At 45.5% G+C, this 16,431-nt stretch carries 14 protein-coding genes, 1 other RNA gene and 1 riboswitch; of the genes, 11 read left to right on the forward strand and 4 right to left on the reverse strand.

The window, feature by feature from the left end; translation table 11 throughout:
- Window positions 1–45: 45 nt before the first annotated feature.
- The 8 genes from ACFPFU_RS11815 (at window position 46) to ACFPFU_RS11850 (ending at window position 10,531) form a co-directional block, all read left to right on the forward strand.
- Window positions 46–1,353, forward strand: a complete 1,308-nt coding sequence (locus tag ACFPFU_RS11815) for a hypothetical protein (protein WP_377064723.1) — start codon at window positions 46–48, stop codon at window positions 1,351–1,353.
- A 323-nt stretch (window positions 1,354–1,676) separates the two neighbouring features.
- A riboswitch (SAM riboswitch) is annotated at window positions 1,677–1,777 on the forward strand.
- Window positions 1,778–1,846: 69 nt separating this feature from the next.
- Window positions 1,847–2,893 (forward strand): homocysteine S-methyltransferase family protein, encoded by a 1,047-nt coding sequence (locus ACFPFU_RS11820; RefSeq protein WP_377064725.1) that lies wholly within the window; start codon window positions 1,847–1,849, stop codon window positions 2,891–2,893.
- Window position 2,894: 1 nt separating this feature from the next.
- Window positions 2,895–5,600 carry a methionine synthase gene (gene metH, locus ACFPFU_RS11825; RefSeq protein ID WP_377064727.1) on the forward strand — a complete coding sequence of 902 codons (2,706 nt, stop codon included), beginning with the start codon at window positions 2,895–2,897 and terminating at the stop codon, window positions 5,598–5,600.
- A 53-nt stretch (window positions 5,601–5,653) separates the two neighbouring features.
- On the forward strand, window positions 5,654–6,607 hold the full coding sequence (metF, locus tag ACFPFU_RS11830; RefSeq protein WP_377064729.1) for a methylenetetrahydrofolate reductase [NAD(P)H]: 954 nt from the start codon (window positions 5,654–5,656) through the stop codon (window positions 6,605–6,607).
- A gap of 183 nt (window positions 6,608–6,790) precedes the next feature.
- Entirely contained in the window at window positions 6,791–7,654 is an 864-nt protein-coding gene (locus tag ACFPFU_RS11835; protein ID WP_377064731.1) for a hydroxymethylglutaryl-CoA lyase, read from the forward strand.
- Window positions 7,655–7,935: 281 nt separating this feature from the next.
- Window positions 7,936–8,400, forward strand: coding sequence for a hypothetical protein (locus tag ACFPFU_RS11840; RefSeq protein ID WP_377064732.1), 465 nt, complete (start codon window positions 7,936–7,938; stop codon window positions 8,398–8,400).
- Window positions 8,397–9,827, forward strand: coding sequence for a CCA tRNA nucleotidyltransferase (locus ACFPFU_RS11845; protein WP_377064734.1), 1,431 nt, complete (start codon window positions 8,397–8,399; stop codon window positions 9,825–9,827). Before ACFPFU_RS11840 ends, ACFPFU_RS11845 begins: the two co-directional genes overlap by 4 nt.
- Complete coding sequence (locus ACFPFU_RS11850; RefSeq protein ID WP_377064736.1) at window positions 9,824–10,531, forward strand: tetratricopeptide repeat protein; 708 nt, start codon at window positions 9,824–9,826, stop codon at window positions 10,529–10,531. Before ACFPFU_RS11845 ends, ACFPFU_RS11850 begins: the two co-directional genes overlap by 4 nt.
- A gap of 249 nt (window positions 10,532–10,780) precedes the next feature.
- On the opposite strand, the gene ACFPFU_RS11855 is transcribed toward ACFPFU_RS11850, so the two are convergent.
- The 4 genes from ACFPFU_RS11855 to ffs form a co-directional block, all read right to left on the reverse strand.
- Window positions 10,781–11,497 carry a cell division ATP-binding protein FtsE gene (locus ACFPFU_RS11855; RefSeq protein WP_377064738.1) on the reverse strand — a complete coding sequence of 239 codons (717 nt, stop codon included), beginning with the start codon at window positions 11,495–11,497 and terminating at the stop codon, window positions 10,781–10,783.
- Between the two features lie 6 nt (window positions 11,498–11,503).
- Complete coding sequence (locus ACFPFU_RS11860; RefSeq protein WP_377064740.1) at window positions 11,504–11,707, reverse strand: fructose-6-phosphate aldolase; 204 nt, start codon at window positions 11,705–11,707, stop codon at window positions 11,504–11,506.
- Between the two features lie 318 nt (window positions 11,708–12,025).
- Entirely contained in the window at window positions 12,026–12,685 is a 660-nt protein-coding gene (gene fsa, locus ACFPFU_RS11865; RefSeq protein ID WP_377064742.1) for a fructose-6-phosphate aldolase, read from the reverse strand.
- A 306-nt stretch (window positions 12,686–12,991) separates the two neighbouring features.
- Window positions 12,992–13,082: signal recognition particle sRNA small type (gene ffs / locus ACFPFU_RS11870), an RNA gene on the reverse strand.
- A 357-nt stretch (window positions 13,083–13,439) separates the two neighbouring features.
- Between ffs and ACFPFU_RS11875 the strand changes: the two genes are divergently transcribed.
- From ACFPFU_RS11875 to ACFPFU_RS11885, 3 genes are all read left to right on the forward strand, one after another.
- Window positions 13,440–13,739, forward strand: a complete 300-nt coding sequence (locus ACFPFU_RS11875) for a hypothetical protein (RefSeq protein ID WP_377064744.1) — start codon at window positions 13,440–13,442, stop codon at window positions 13,737–13,739.
- Window positions 13,740–14,335: 596 nt separating this feature from the next.
- Window positions 14,336–15,742, forward strand: coding sequence for an anthranilate synthase component I family protein (locus tag ACFPFU_RS11880; protein ID WP_377064746.1), 1,407 nt, complete (start codon window positions 14,336–14,338; stop codon window positions 15,740–15,742).
- 61 nt (window positions 15,743–15,803) lie between these two features.
- Window positions 15,804–16,379 (forward strand): anthranilate synthase component II, encoded by a 576-nt coding sequence (locus ACFPFU_RS11885; RefSeq protein WP_377064748.1) that lies wholly within the window; start codon window positions 15,804–15,806, stop codon window positions 16,377–16,379.
- Window positions 16,380–16,431: the final 52 nt, after the last annotated feature.

Here is a 16,431-nt window from a genome sequence, read left to right on the forward strand (position 1 = left end):
CAAATCCCCCTCAATAACTGTACCTTTACAGCCTGTTTTAGACCTATGAGAATTCTTTTCATTCAAATACTGGTAATGCTCAGTTTTCAGTATCTGCAAGCGCAGTCAGATCATACCAAAAGATCTACCTTGTATTTTATAGCGGGTTCTTCGGGCGCCAATGTACGGGAATTCAATGAAATGCTTCAGAACAAAGGTGTCTCGCCGCTCAGAAGCGGTTACAGTTCTACCGGGATGGGCTATCAATATAGGTTTAATGATTTTATATTGGGTTTTGAACTGTACCACAACAACGGACCTAAATCCCTTTTCAGAGAATATGAGATAGATCACAGGACGACCAGGTTCTATATGAACATCGGCTATTCGCTCACGGAGGAAGGCAGGTTTCACCTCGTCCACTACATGTCCATGGGGGGCGGTTATTTGAACTTTCAAATGCTGAAAGATGAACGTAGGATAGACGAACTGGGACCCTTCCTGCAAAATCCGTCTCAAGGGTTTGTGTTGAGAAAAAAAGACATCCAGAAAGGAACCCATAAAATGGGCGGGTTTCTTACCGAGATAGGTTTCCAGTTAGGGTATGACTTTGACTTGCCAGGCATGGAGGAGACCTTGGAACTCATGGCAAAATTCGGTTATGCTTTCAGCCCCTTCGAGGATTCCTGGAGTATAAACGGAATTAATTTTGACAATTTACAAAGTGGCGCCTTTTTCAGGATGGGAGCCGGAATATCCATGCCTGACCGGAGTCTTTTTTTTCCCGATGCGGCTTTGGGGGTTCATTTTTTCTATGGCATGAACTTCAGAACACCTACCCGGTTCAACGAACTGTTGGAAGCCAATGGTATGCAGCCTTTATCCAGGATTCCCGGCAACTTGGGTATCAAAGTTATCGGTGAAAACAGAAGAAGGATGTATGGTGTTGATGTGTTCAATATTGCCAATACGGGACCTGCCAATGAGCAATACGACCAAACCCTTAATAGTTTAAGACTGTACTTTAATTACGGCTACCTGTTGTTTAAAAGGAAAAACGTCGAGCTGGGCGGCCTGGGGGGCTTAGGATATGGAAATATCAGGTATACATTGGAACACAAGGTGAAACCTGACTTTCCCCTGCTTTTTGAGGAGCCGGATTTTGATGGCTATCTGTCCAATCGGGGTATAATGGCCAAACCTGAAATTTACCTGGCTTATGCCATGCCTTTGAACACAAAAATGTTTAACCTGGTTTATTCAGCCCATTTCGGTTATGAACTTCCATTAAGCCGATACAGGCTGGGAGGCCTTACCATGGCCAATTATATGTCCGGTCCCTATTTGCAGTTCGGGCTCGGCATCCGGCCCTGAAGGGGATGATTTTCGGTGGGGGATATCCTCAAGCTGGCTGTGGCCGAAACCGTTTTTACATGAACCATTGATCCATTACCAGAACAAAAACCCTGTATTCGAGGATAGTATTTTTTGGTGCCGACGCCGAGAAACAGAAAAAGTGATGTTGTTTTATTAACCCACAAAATGCTGCCGTTTCAAAAACCCAGGTGCAGCTGACGTCCCTTCTCCTCACAGATTAAAATTCGCATTTCGATAAAATGATCCGTATAAAACGAAAAAAATTTAAAGTTTTTTTTATATGGAGTATTTTTTCCACAAAATGATGTTAATTTTGAGATCGCTTATCGAGAAAGACGGAGGGAAGGGCCCTATGATGTCTTAGCAACCTGATTAACAAGGTGCTAATTCCCGTTCCGGAAATGCCGGATAAAGATGAGCCGCATAAGATATAGATATTCTATTTTTCTTCCCGGTTCATACTCGCATAGGCTTTTTAAATGACAACAGTATGCCGAACAGAACCGATTTATTGCTTAAGGAAATTAAAAAAAGAATTTTGATTTTGGATGGTGCCATGGGTACCATGATACAGCGTCATGCCCTTAAGGAAGAAGATTTTCGTACAGAAGAACTATACCAGATCAAAAAATCCCTGAAGGGGAATAATGATCTCCTTTCACTCAGCCGCCCGGAAATCATAAAAGATATCCATAGGGCATATTTTGACGCGGGCGCGGATATAGTGGAAACAAACACTTTCAGCAGCACTTCCATCGCTCAGGAGGATTATGGCCTAGGAGACCTCGCCTATAAACTCAATTATGAATCTGCAAAGATAGCCCGGGAAGTGGCGGAGGAATATGCAGATAAAAACCCTGAAAAACCCCGCTTTGTGGCCGGTGCCATAGGCCCCACCAACAGGACGGCATCCATTTCTCCTGATGTGAATGACCCCGGTTACCGCGCGGTCACTTTTGATCAACTGTCTGCAGCCTATCAGGAACAGGTAGAAGGATTACTGGACGGGGGCGTGGATATATTACTGGTGGAAACAGTGTTTGACACCTTGAATGCCAAAGCTGCATTGTATGCCATACAGGAAGTATATGAAAAAAGAGGCATACCGCTTGATCCCCTTGAAGGAGGTATTCCTATTATGGTTTCCGGAACCATTACAGACGCTTCGGGCAGAACCCTGTCCGGCCAGACCACGGAGGCTTTTTTGATTTCGTTGTCCCATGTTCCTTTGTTAAGTATAGGGCTCAATTGTGCATTAGGGGCTAAGGAACTCAGGCCTTATCTCAAAGTATTGGCGGAGAGGGCGCCTTATTATGTAAGCGTCTATCCGAACGCCGGATTACCTAATGAATTTGGCAAATATGACCAGGGACCGGGAGAAATGAAAGACCAGGTCAAAGAATTTATCAAAGAAGGTTGGGTGAATATCCTGGGAGGCTGTTGCGGTACCACACCCGATCACATCAGGGAAATTGCCGCTCTGGCGGCCGAATATTCCCCAAGAAAATTAAATCCTTCGCTTACTGAAATACAGTAGAATGAGTAGTTACCCAAACAACAACGTATTGCGGCTTTCCGGCTTGGAACCTTTGGTTTTTACCCCTGAGATCAATTTTGTGAACATAGGGGAAAGGACCAATGTGACCGGATCGAAAAAATTTGCCAGGCTTATCCTGAACGGAGACTATGACCAGGCCCTGGAAGTGGCTTTGGACCAGGTAAGAGGCGGTGCCCAAATTTTGGACGTGTGTATGGATGAGGCCATGTTGGATGGGGAGGCAGCTATGGTGAAATTTCTGAACCTTATCGCTTCCGAGCCCGAAATCAGTAGAATCCCCGTGATGATAGACAGTTCTAAATGGAACATCATATTGGCAGGCCTGAAATGCGTACAGGGAAAAGGCATTGTCAACTCGATCAGTCTCAAAAACGGAGAGGAAGAATTTATCCAACAGGCGAAGACCGTTAAACGCTTTGGCGCCGCAGTCGTGGTGATGGCTTTTGATGAAAAAGGCCAGGCAGACACTTATGAAAGGCGCATACATATCTGTGAGCGGAGCTATGACCTGTTGACCAAAACAGTCAAATTCAATCCCCAGGATATCATCTTTGATCCCAATATATTTCCTGTGGCCACCGGAATGGACGAACATAAAAACAACGCCATCGATTTCTTCCGGGCTACAAGATGGATCAAGGACCATCTCCCCGGAGCCAAAGTCAGCGGCGGCGTGAGCAATGTAAGTTTTTCCTTTAGGGGCAACAATCCCGTGAGGGAGGCTATGCATGCGGTATTCCTGTACCATGCCATCAAAAACGGAATGGATATGGGTATCGTGAATCCCTCCATGCTGGAGGTATATGATGACATTCCCAAGGACCTGCTGAGGCATGTCGAGGATGTGATCTGGAACAGAAGGGAGGATGCCACCGAAAGGCTGTTGGATTTTGCGGAGAGTGTGAAAAGTCATGGCAAAAAAAGCAAAATAGATGATGCATGGCGTAGCCTTACCATTGAAAAAAGGATTGAACATGCCCTGGTAAAAGGGGTTATCGATTTTATCATTGAAGACACAGAAGAGGCGCGGCTGAAGCTGGGGGATCCCCTGAAAGTCATAGAGGGCCCGCTGATGGATGGCATGAACGTCGTGGGAGACCTGTTTGGTGAAGGAAAAATGTTCTTACCGCAGGTGGTCAAAAGTGCCAGAGTCATGAAGAAGGCAGTGGCTTACCTGGAACCCTTTATGCCTCTTCCAGACGAAGATGGCATCGATGGGTCAAGTTCCAGCGTCAAAAAAATACTGCTGGCTACGGTGAAAGGAGATGTTCACGATATCGGTAAAAACATCGTGGGAGTGGTTTTGGCCTGTAACAGTTACAAGATCATTGACCTTGGCGTGATGGTGGAAACTGAAAAAATCATCGAAGAGGCCCTTGCCCAAAAAGCGGACATTATCGGGCTGAGCGGATTGATTACCCCTTCTTTGGATGAAATGGTGAATGTGGCTATGGAAATGGAAAGAAGGGGCCTTCGGATTCCGCTGCTGATAGGGGGAGCCACTACCTCAAGGATACATACAGCGGTCAAAATTGATCCCGTGTACAGTGGTACGGTCGTGCATGTGACAGATGCTTCCAAGTCCGTTCCGATAGCAGGTGAAGCTATCCATGAAGGAACAAGGGAGGAATATCATAAGCAGATCAAAACAACCTACAAAAAGCTTAGAAAGGATCATGAGGCCAAACAGCAGGTGAAACAAATGGTGACTTATGAAGAGGCAAAAAACAATTCCGTCGAGATTGACTGGAAAAATTATCAACCGGTAAAACCTGCTAAATTGGGTCTTACCGTGATGGATGAACTGGATATCCGTCAGTTGAGGGATTACATCGATTGGACACCGTTTTTCAGCACATGGATGCTTTCCGGCAAATTCCCAAAAATCCTAAAGGATCCTGTTGTAGGAAAGGAAGCGCAAAAACTCTATGAGGACGCCAACAGGATGCTTGACCGCATCGCGGTGGAAAAATGGCTGCATGCCAAAGCGGTCGTGGGTTTGTTTCCCGTCCAGAGGAATGGGGATGATATCATCATTGACCCCGCCTACACCAATGGGAATCAGTATATTTTCCATTTTTTAAGACAGCAGGGCAAGAAAGGAAAGGGGGTACCCAACCGTTCCCTGGCAGATTACATCCATCCGAAAGAACTGGATTATTTCGGCGCTTTTGCGGTAACCGCAGGTTTGGGGATAGAGAAAAAGCTGGAGGAATTCCAAAAGCAGGGAGATGACTACAATGACATCATGCTGAAAGCAATGGCTGACCGGCTCGCTGAGGCCGCTGCGGAATTTCTGCACGAAAAAGTGAGGAAGGAACTGTGGGGATACGCCAAAGAGGAAATTCTGGACAACGAGGGGTTGATCAAAGAAGCCTATACCGGAATCCGGCCTGCGCCGGGTTATCCCGCATGTCCCGAACATTCCGAAAAAAGGACCCTTTTTACCCTTCTTGAAGCGGAAACGCGTATAGGCATGAGCCTGACAGACAGCTACGCCATGTACCCCACTTCCTCGGTTAGCGGGTATTATTTTGGGCACCCCGAGAGCAAATATTTCGGCTTGGGCAAGATCGCTGAAGATCAAGTGGAGGATTATGCGCGCCGGAAAGGGGTGTCTAAAGAACAGGCCGAAAAGTGGCTTTCTCCCAACCTTTCCTATTCGCCCCAACTTTCTTATGTCTAAGCTATAAAAAATGCATCCTTTTTAGATCCAAGGGATTCACTGTGTGAAACAATATGAAAATTACAGAACATCTTAACAATTCTAACAAAACACTGTTTTCGTTTGAGATTCTCCCTCCGTTGAAAGGTCAAAGTCTCAACGGTCTGTTGGAGGGCATTGCTCCCCTGATGGAATTCAATCCCCCATTTATAGACGTGACTTATCACAGAGAAGAATATATATATATAAAACATCCCAACGGCTTGTTGGAGAAAGTGTCTACTAGGAAAAGACCAGGGACAGTAGGGATATGTGCCGCCATCATGAACCGGTTCAAGGTGGATGCGGTTCCGCATTTGCTTTGCGGGGGGTTTACCAAGGAGGAAACCGAAAATGCCCTGATCGACCTCTCTTTTATCGGTGTGGAGAATGTCCTCGCTTTAAGAGGGGATGCTCCCAAGTCGGAAGGAAAGTTTGTTCCGGAAAAAGAGGGTAACAGTTTTGCCTGCGAGCTTGTAGACCAAATCGTTAAGATGAATAATGGCAGGTACCTGCACGATGAAACAGAAGTCGGGTTTCACACGGACTTTTGCGTGGGAGTGGCAGGGTATCCTGAAAAGCATTTTGAAGCACCCAGCTTGGGTTTTGATTTGAAACATCTGAAATCAAAGATTGATACCGGGGCTGAATACATCGTGACGCAGATGTTTTTTGATAACAGGAAATTCTTTGAATACGTTAAAAAGGTCAGGGAATTGGGAATCGATGTGCCCATTATTCCGGGGTTAAAACCCATTACCACGCTTTCTCAAATCGTGAGTCTTCCCCGCACCTTTTTTCTGGATTTTCCGGAGGAATTGATGACTGAACTTGAAAAATGCAAAAACAATGCTGACGTGAAACAGGTAGGGATAGAATGGGCCATTCACCAAAGCCGGGAACTGATCCAATTTGGCGTTCCATCCGTTCACTATTATACCATGAGCAAAGCCGACGCCACCTACAGAGTGGCCAGCGAAGTATTTTGATGTCGATTCAGAAAACGTTTTGGCAATCGGTCCTCTGTCTGAGGTGATTTGAAGCTGTACACTAAAGTGAGTTCAGAGTAAGGACAGGGAATGCGGGCTGGAAAAGGATGCGGCAGTCTCCTTTCACGTTAGATTGCAGGGGATTTGTTGCGCTTGCAGGGAGGAAACAAACCTGAAATGCTGATGGAAAACAAAAAGGTAAAGATCGTAGAGTGCCCCCGTGATGCGATGCAGGGATTAAGGGATTTTATCCCCACAGCGACCAAAGCGGCATATATCAATAGCTTACTGAAGGTAGGTTTTGACACAGTTGATTTTGGAAGCTTCGTAAGTCCAAAGGCCATGCCCCAAATGAGGGATACAGAGGAGGTCCTGCTGCAGCTTGATGCAGGTGCTACAAACACTAAGCTGTTGGCGATTGTGGCCAACTACAGAGGAGCTCAGACGGCTACAGGTTTTAAAGAAATAAGTCAACTCGGATTTCCATTGTCTGTTTCTGAGACCTTTCAGCAAAGGAACACCAATAAGCGCATTGAAGAAGCCATTCAGGAAGTCAAGTCCATTCACACTTTGTGTGAAAGCAAAGGAAAGCAGTTGGTGGTCTATCTCAGCATGGCTTTTGGAAATCCATACGGAGATGTTTACACCCCGGAGTTGGTGTCGGGTTTTGTGAAGGAGCTGGTGGCTACCGGGATAGCTACGATAGCCTTTTCTGACACCGTGGGTGTGGCCACGCCGGACATGGTTTATGACTTGTTGTCCGCCCATGTGCCTCAATTCTCCCAAACGGTATTTGGCGTTCACTTACATAGCCGTCCAGGAGAAGAGAAGGAAAAGGTCCATGCAGCCCTGGAAGCAGGGTGTCGCCGTTTTGATGGGGCTTTGTTGGGGTTCGGTGGTTGTCCCATGGCCAGGGATGAGTTGGTCGGCAACCTGGCTACTGAAAACCTCATCAGCATTTTGGAAAAAACGGGGTATATCCTGGACTTGGATAAAGAAGCCCTGAACGAGGCGGCAAAAATGGCTACAGGGGTTTTTTATGGTTGAACCTGCCCATGGCGTCCATAAGGTACATGGAACGCTATGACCGCTCTCAGGCAGAGCCAACAACATATTAAAACCGCGGTTTCCACATTGCCCATAGCGCCTTTTTCAATGGCATGTCGTTTGTATAAGAGACAAATCATCCCCAGCCGGAATTTTTCAGATTTTCCGTCTTTCCATCCCGCTACGCCACCCGTATACAGAAGGACAAACTAAAAATAGATTAATATTCCGGCTTCAATTGGGCTTTTCATAAAAATGCGTATCATTGTATTTTCCCTACCATGGATTTAAATTCAGCTATCAAGGTATTAAAAGAAAAAGGAAGCCTGCATGCGCAGGACAGTACGGGTAATTGTTTTGACCTGGTTGAGCTTACGGCTTGGAATCAGAAATCCGAAGGGGTGTTTTTGATCCATGATCTGTTTCAGATCAGAAATTTTGCCGGAAAATTTTCAGAAGTAGCGCTGGATATTGTAGCTTATTCTCCAGATAAAGTCATTTTTCATACACCTGCCAACCCTTATCTGGAAAATGGGCCTAATTTCAATGGAATCGTTAAATTTGCATTAATTAAAGAAGGATTCTGGAATAAACTGCTGTATCAGTTCAGCAGGCAGCTTGTTTTCAGTCCGGAAAAGGGCGGTCCATCAGATTTTCGGTCTGAAGTAAGATTTCCCCTGTTTGCTGAAAACGTCAAAGAGCTGTTTCTGGGGGCGGAAGGGGAAGTGAAAATAATCAAAGGATGAATTTTAAAACCGTACTGGACAAAGTTGATATTTTCCAAATAGTGGGTGACTGTGCCGATGCATTGGGTATGGATACCTATGTGGTGGGGGGATATGTGAGGGATATTGTCCTGGGCAGGCCCAGCAAAGACATAGATTTTGTTTGCCTTGGAGATGGCATAAAACTGGCTAAAAAAGTGGCAGGAAAATTTGGGCCTCACGTGCCTGTTTCCATATTCAAGAATTTTGGAACAGCCATGATCAAAATTGATGACTGGGAAGTGGAGTTTGTCGGTGCCCGGAAGGAATCCTACAGGCACGATTCCAGGAAACCCACTGTAGAAGCGGGCACACTGCAGGAAGATCAGGAAAGGCGGGATTTCACCATCAATGCCCTGGCCATAGGGGTGAACCATTCCAATTTAGGCGTTCTGGTCGATCCTTTTGATGGCCTGAAGGACATGAAAAGGAAAATCATCCGTACCCCCACGGATCCGGACATCACATTTTCTGACGATCCACTGCGCATGCTCCGGGCGGTACGTTTTGCCGCACAGCTTGGATTTGACATTGAACCCCGTACTTTTGACGGGATCATGAACAATGCCGGGAGGCTTTCCATCATCTCCGGTGAGAGGATCATTGATGAACTGAACAAAATCATCATGACCAATAAACCTTCCTACGGATTCAAGTTGCTGTTTGTCAGTGGGCTATTGGCTGAGTTTTTTCCCGAAATGGTTGCCCTGCAGGGGGTGGATTCAGTAGGGGACAAGTCCCATAAGGATAATTTTTACCATACTTTGCAGGTTTTGGACAATGTGGCGGCGGTGTCGGATGATTTATGGCTGCGATGGGCGGCCATCATGCATGATATTGCGAAGCCTGCCACCAAGCGGTTCAATAAAAAGGTGGGGTGGACTTTTCATGGACATGAAGACAAGGGAGCCCGTATGACGCCGGGTATTTTCAGAAGGTTGAAATTACCCATGGACGATCGGATGAAATATGTGCAGAAATTGGTAAAATTGCACCTCAGACCCATTGCGCTGGTCAATGACAAGGTCACTGATTCTGCGCTCAGGCGTTTGCTTTTTGAGGCAGGTGATGATATCGAGGACCTGCTGAAGCTCTGCAGGGCGGATGTGACTTCTAAAAACGACACCAAAGTGAAGCGGTTTCTTGCCAACTTCGACAAAGTGGAGCGAAAACTTCAGGAGGTGGAAGAAAAGGATCAGGTAAGAAATTTTCAACCGCCTGTTTCAGGTGATGAAATCATGGCTATATTTGAGCTCAAACCTTCCAAGATTGTCGGTGATCTGAAAGAGGAGATCAAGGAAGCGATCATGGAGGGACACATACAAAACAATAAATCGGAAGCGTTGGAGTTAATGTATAAATTAGCGGCAAAAAAGGGGTTAAGTAAAAAAAAAACAATCAATAAATGAATATGAAAAACACGGTTTTGATCCTAATGATGTGCTTTGTCTTTTTTGGTATTGCAGTGGCCCAGGAATCTGCCCCCGCGGCAAAAGAAGACAGTAACAAGTTGAAAAACCAGGCTGATGAAAAGATCTATGCCCTGGCCATGAGGTATAACGATGTGTCCGTGGCCAAAATGAAACTGTACGAATTGATGGAAAGAAACCCCAAGAACCTCAGGTATCCTGAATTATTGGCCGCCATCTATTTCGAAATGGAGCAGTATGGATCTTCGGCATTGGTAGCCTTGGATGTGTTGGAGAGGGATTCAAAACATATCCCTTCGCTGGAGATAGCAGCGTATTCGCTGGAACAGCTGGGGGCTTTAGAGAGAGCGTTGCCTCATTTTGAATCTCTGCACCTGTTGTCAGGAGACCTGTTTAGCCTGTACAAAACCAGTTATCTACAGTACAGTCTTAAAAAATACGATGAGGCGCTTAATTCAGTAAATATGCTGATCAAAAACAAAAAATCAGCAGAGCAGACATTGAACTTCCCCAAAGACGACAATTCTATGCAGGAAGTCAGTATGCTGGCAGCAGCACAAAATCTTAAGGGGCTGATTTATAAAGACCAGGGAAGCAATTCAGAAGCCAAATTGGCATTTGAAGAAGCCCTGACGCATAGTCCCGAGTTTGAATTGGCCAAAGAGAACCTTGCCTCGCTCTGATGGAAAATAATAAGGGGCAAATATTGTTTCAATCCCGGTACAGGGAAAAGCCCTTCAAGTGTTCAAAACCCTTGAAGGGCTTTATTCTATCAAAGACTTATGAACCTCTTTTTTGATCCGTGGACTTTCATTTGCCCACGGATAATCACACAAACCGCCGCAAAAAATAGGGGTCTTCGTTAAAGCAGAAACACGGGTACCTTCCATTAGAGGGCGGTTGTGAATTGATTCTTGATCCGGGGAGGCCGGTTACATGTCATGAATAGAACTCAAAGGAATATCCCTGGTCTTGCTGTCCAACAAAAGACCGTTTTCGCATTTCAGTATCCTGTACGAGTATTTTTTCAGCAATTCGTAGTTATGGGTAGCCATCAGGATGGCAGTGCCTTTTTTGTTGATATCCTGAAAAAGCCTAAAAATACCATCCGATACCTCCGGATCAAGGTTTCCCGTGGGTTCATCGGCCAATAAAATGGCGGGTTCATTCAGGAGCGCTCTGGCGATTACCACCCTTTGCTGCTCTCCTCCGGAGAGTTGGTGGGGCATTTTGGTGGCGGCCCCTCCCAAACCCACGCCCATCAATACCTCCACCATCCTGCTTTTCATTTTGGTTTTGTCTTTCCAGCCGGTGGCCCGCATCACAAAATACAGGTTTTCGGCTACGGTTCGGTCGGGAAACAGTTGAAAATCCTGAAATACGATGCCCAACTTGCGTCTCAGGAAAGGGATGTTTTTGGTTTTGATCCCATTAAGCCGGTAGCCCGCGACAACGGCTTCGCCCATGATCAGGGGGAGATCTGCATACAGGGTTTTCAGCAGCGAGCTTTTGCCGCTGCCCGTTCTTCCTATCAGAAAAACAAATTCATCCTTCTCGATCTCAAAGTTTACATCCCTTAATATGGTATTGATGCCCTGAAAAATACTGGCATTGCTTACGCTTACAATGGGTTCGTTGGAGAATATCATAAATGTTTATAAAGACAGTTTTTGCAATTTACCAAAGGGAAGCTCTCTGATCAGTTGCTCCAACTGGGCTTCCTTTCCCCCCAAGCCGAATTTTTCGATGTTTTTCAGAGGCCGGTCTGCCCTGAAGTAGGCAACAAGTACAAAATTCTCGTCCCTTATCTGAATGTAGTCCGGTATTTTAGCCTTACCCTTAACCTTGATAATGTACATTGTACTTAATATTATTTTATACAAATAACGAAAAATGGCGATAAATGCTTTGTTTACCTTCGGAATAATCCGGATATCATTAACAAAAAGGATATCCGGTGCCATGAAAACCTGTAAGTGTCAAGTTGCCCGTCATCCGGATGGGAGTTCCGGCACCACACCATTACTTATGCTGTACCCTAACCAACAGGTATGGGACGCTTTTATTTTTGCTTAGGGAGCTGAACGGGAAAATTCCGATCCCCGCGTTATGGTTGTGAACTGAGGCCCATGGACACACGGACCTCTATAACCGGTTTACTTTTGGCCATTGCCTCTTCATCCTTTGTTGGCTTTGGCATGGTCTGCCAGAAACTGCGCCAACCCTTTGTCTGTAAGCGGATGGTTCAGCAGTCCCGTGATGACTTTCAAGGGACAGGTAACCACATCAGCACCTATCTCCGCACATTTGACCAGATGCATGGTATGCCGGAGGGAAGCCGCCAGTATCTCTGTCTCAAAGCCATAATTTTGATAGATATGGACGATCTGGGAGATCAGCTCCAATCCGTCAAATGCGATGTCATCCAACCTGCCTATAAAAGGGGAGAGGTAGGTGGCACCCGCTTTGGCAGCCAGGATAGCCTGTCCGGCAGAAAACACCAGCGTGCAGTTGGTGCGAATGCCTTCGCTGTGGAAATACTTGATGGCTTTGATGCCTTCTTTGATCATAGGCACCTTCACCACAATCTTGTCGTCGATTTTGGCCAAAGCCTTTCCCTCTTTTACTATCCCGTCAAAATCCGTGGCGATTACCTCTGCACTCACTTTGTCATCTACAATGCCACAGATGGTTTTATAATGGTTTCTGATATTTTCTTCGCCACTGATGCCTTCTTTGGCCATAAGGGAAGGATTGGTGGTTACCCCATCCAGTACGCCCAGATCATAGGCTTCTTTTATTTCGTCAAGATTCGCTGTGTCAATAAAGAACTTCATAATGTAAGAAATAGTTGTTTTGTTTTTCGGTAAATTTAAGCCAAAATTTTGTAAATGCACTAAACTGGGACCAAGCAATAACTTCCGGTTCAAATTGTCCACGGATTCCGAAATAAACCCGGACAGGTTTTTCACCGATTGATACGAAGGTTTCTCATTCAAAAATGCTTGAAAGAGCCTCTCCAAAATGGCGATTTATCGTATTTCGAAGCATTTAAAGCCAAAAAATCCGTGAAAATTGGCGTAATTAATGGGCCAAAATATCCTTCTCCGTTTCGACTCGATCCCCGGTTTGTCGGAGAGAAAAAAATAAAGCGGCATCGCACCGCTACAACCGCCTACCCTTGCTTCCTTCCGGACCTGGGGGATTCAGCAGGAGCTGGTCGTGCCGCTTGGTACAAAGGTACGCAAATTCTCCACCATAACAAACTCCGCCAGGCGAATTGAGGATAAAAATTGTTTAAACCTTCACCTTCAATAGCTAATTTTTGGCAATATTATTGTGAGCCCTTCGCTCTTGGGTTATACCCCGCCGGATTTCGAGGATGTAGTTATTCAATCATGTTGATTATCCTCTCCTAGGGAAAGCCGAATAAAAAGCAGACATTCTTCTTCTTTTCCTATTCGGATAAATAATTTAATAATAGATCAATGTTATATGTGATGAAATCGAGCATGATGGAATCGTCACACGGAAGGATGATTATCTATCATGCGAGATTCCATATGACAATTAAGGAACAATTATAAACATATGAAAAGATGGTTTTGGTTTTTGGGTTTGGTGCTGATGATGGCGTCATGTACGCTTTTTCGTCCAAGGATTCCCTATCAGATGGGGATGTCGGAAAACAGGTTTTTAAGGCAAAACCGGGATGCGGTGATCAGCCAGTTGGATGGCAGCAAGAAAGTGTATCGGGTAAATACCGATGAAAGGTTTTATATCCTCGCCACTTTTGAAGAAGGTGTTTTGACCAATTTGGAAGAAAGGGAGTTGATGCCTGCTTGGCATCAGCGGCGGATGATGGAAGAGAACAACCGGGATAATCCATAATTTCTTGGATAAACCTTTTTTACAATGTCACCCCGTCGGGGTTTTATTGAGGTAAGGAGACCGTGTTTTTCTAGAAAGATGCCACCCCCTCCGGGTTTTGTGAGGGCTATGGGGGCTTTTTTTTAGAAATATGTCAACTCCTTTGGATTCCGGATGGGATGGTGTTTTTATAAATAGTCGATCTTTTCGGGAATTGTGGGGGATTTTCCCGGAACTTGAAATTTTTCCCGGGTCCAACCCCGAATGGGATGAAAGGATTTTGGCAAAAGCCATCCTCCAAGGCATGTAAACCCCGAAGGGGTGAAAGGATTCTAAGGGACAGAAAATCCACCTGACCGCCACGGCTGACGCCGTTTGCCTTTCCCGTTCCACATCTCCGGTTATTTTTTCGCTAAATTATTTTTGAAAATAGCAATGCATGTATATATTTGCTTTCCATTATGAAAAGGCAGTTTAAAATTCAAAATTGGTGGTGGTCAACGAACATCTTGTAAAGGGTGCCCAGTTGATCTTTGCCTACATTTGAATATTAAATATAAAACTTAAGGCTTGCTGGACCCCCAGTAAGCCTTTTTCATTTTAAAACAAACCCAAATATGGAGAAATATCATATCAAAACCCGGTACAAAAAACTTTTGGCGGATACCATTACCCCGGTAAGCATATACCTGCAGATAAGGGACAGGTTTACCAATCCTATCCTGCTGGAGAGCTCCGATTACCACGGTCATGAAAACAGCTATTCCTATATTTGTTTCAATCCCATGGCCACTTTTTCTTTTTCCAAGGGGCAGGTGGTGGAGACATTTCCCGGGGGCAGGCAGGAGAAACACAGGCTTCAAGAGGGTGAAAAGCTGGTGGATACCTTGAGGGGATTTTCCAACAGGTTTGTTGAGGAGAAAGCGGACTTCAAATTCATTACCAACGGGCTTTTTGGCTACATGCAGTATGACGCGGTTTCCCAGTTTGAGGACATTGATCTAAAAAACACCGAAGAAGGCAATGCGCCGCTTCTTCACTATGCGGTTTATAGAAATGTCATCGTGGTGGACCATTTTAAAAATGAATTGTACATTTTTGAGCACGGGCTGGACGGCGATGGGGGGAAAAACAGCATTGAGGAACTGGAGACGGTGCTTAAAAATAAAAACATTCCGAGTTATGAATTCAAGCTGGAAGGGAAAGAAACATCGAATTATACGGATGAACAGTTTCTGGATATCCTAAGCAAGGGAAGAAACCATTGCTTTAAAGGGGACGTTTTTCAGATCGTTCTTTCCCGGTCATTTTCTACCGGTTTCAGGGGGGATGAGTTCAATGTATACAGGGCGTTGCGCTCCATCAATCCTTCCCCCTATCTTTTTTATTTTGATTACGGCTCCTACAAGGTCTTTGGAAGTTCTCCTGAAGCCCAAATCGTCATCAAAGAAAACAAGGCAACTATTTATCCCATAGCAGGTACTTTCAAGAGAACAGGCAATGACCAGGCGGATGCCAACCTGGCGTTGAAGCTGTATGACGACCCCAAAGAAAATTCCGAGCACGTGATGTTGGTGGACCTGGCCAGAAATGACCTGAGCCGAAGCTCCGTCAAGGTGAATGTGGAAGTCTTTAAAGAAATCCAGTATTACTCCCATGTCATCCACTTGGTCTCTAAAGTAACGGGAGAGCTACCCGAGGGTGCCAACCCCCTGCAATTGGTTGCCGACACGTTCCCCGCCGGGACTTTGTCAGGCGCCCCGAAATACAGGGCGATGGAATTGATAGATGACCTGGAAAACCAGGCCAGAAGATTTTACGGCGGCGCCATAGGTTTTCTGGGATTTAACGGGGATTTCAACCATGCCATTTTAATCCGGTCCTTTGTTTCTGAAAACAACCAATTGCGGTTTCAGGCAGGTGCCGGGGTGGTCGCCAAATCCCGTATCGAAAGCGAGCTTCAGGAAGTCAGCAACAAACTGGAAGCCCTGAGGGTGGCACTGAAAATCGCAGAGGGTATTTGATAATTATAAGTTTCCAAATCTTTCCATCTTTAAAACTAATCATCTTCCAATCATTACAGAAATGAAAATACTGGTACTGGACAATTACGACTCCTTCACCTATAACCTTGTATACATCATCAGAGAATTGGGTTACGGCCCCCAAATGGATATTTTCAGGAATGACAAAATCAGTTTGGACGATGTGGAAAAATATGACAAGATTTTGCTTTCTCCGGGTCCGGGAATACCCTCAGAAGCGGGCATCATGCCGAAGCTTCTAAGCCGATATGCTCCCCACAAGGATATCCTTGGGGTATGTTTGGGCCACCAAGGGATAGGTGAGGCCTTTGGCGGGGGCCTGATCAACCTGACCGAAGTGGTTCATGGAGTCGCTTCGCCCGTCAAAATCCAACCCGATACCCTGTTCACGGGACTGCCCACTACCTTTACGGTAGGACGATACCATAGCTGGATCATAGATGAAACTACCCTGCCTGTTGAACTTGAAATCATTGCCAAGACACCTGACGGTCAGATCATGGGGGTGAGACACAAAACGCATAAGGTGAAAGGCCTTCAGTTTCATCCGGAAAGTATCCTTACAGAACATGGAGTGGAAATGATGAGGAACTGGCTGAAAGATGGTGTAAATTAGTGGAGACACTCAATTATAATACTTATAAGGCAAAATAATAAAAGGAACGGGT

Origin of the sequence: Negadavirga shengliensis, assembly GCF_042652345.1 — a bacterium.
GTDB lineage: Bacteria > Bacteroidota > Bacteroidia > Cytophagales > Cyclobacteriaceae > Negadavirga > Negadavirga shengliensis.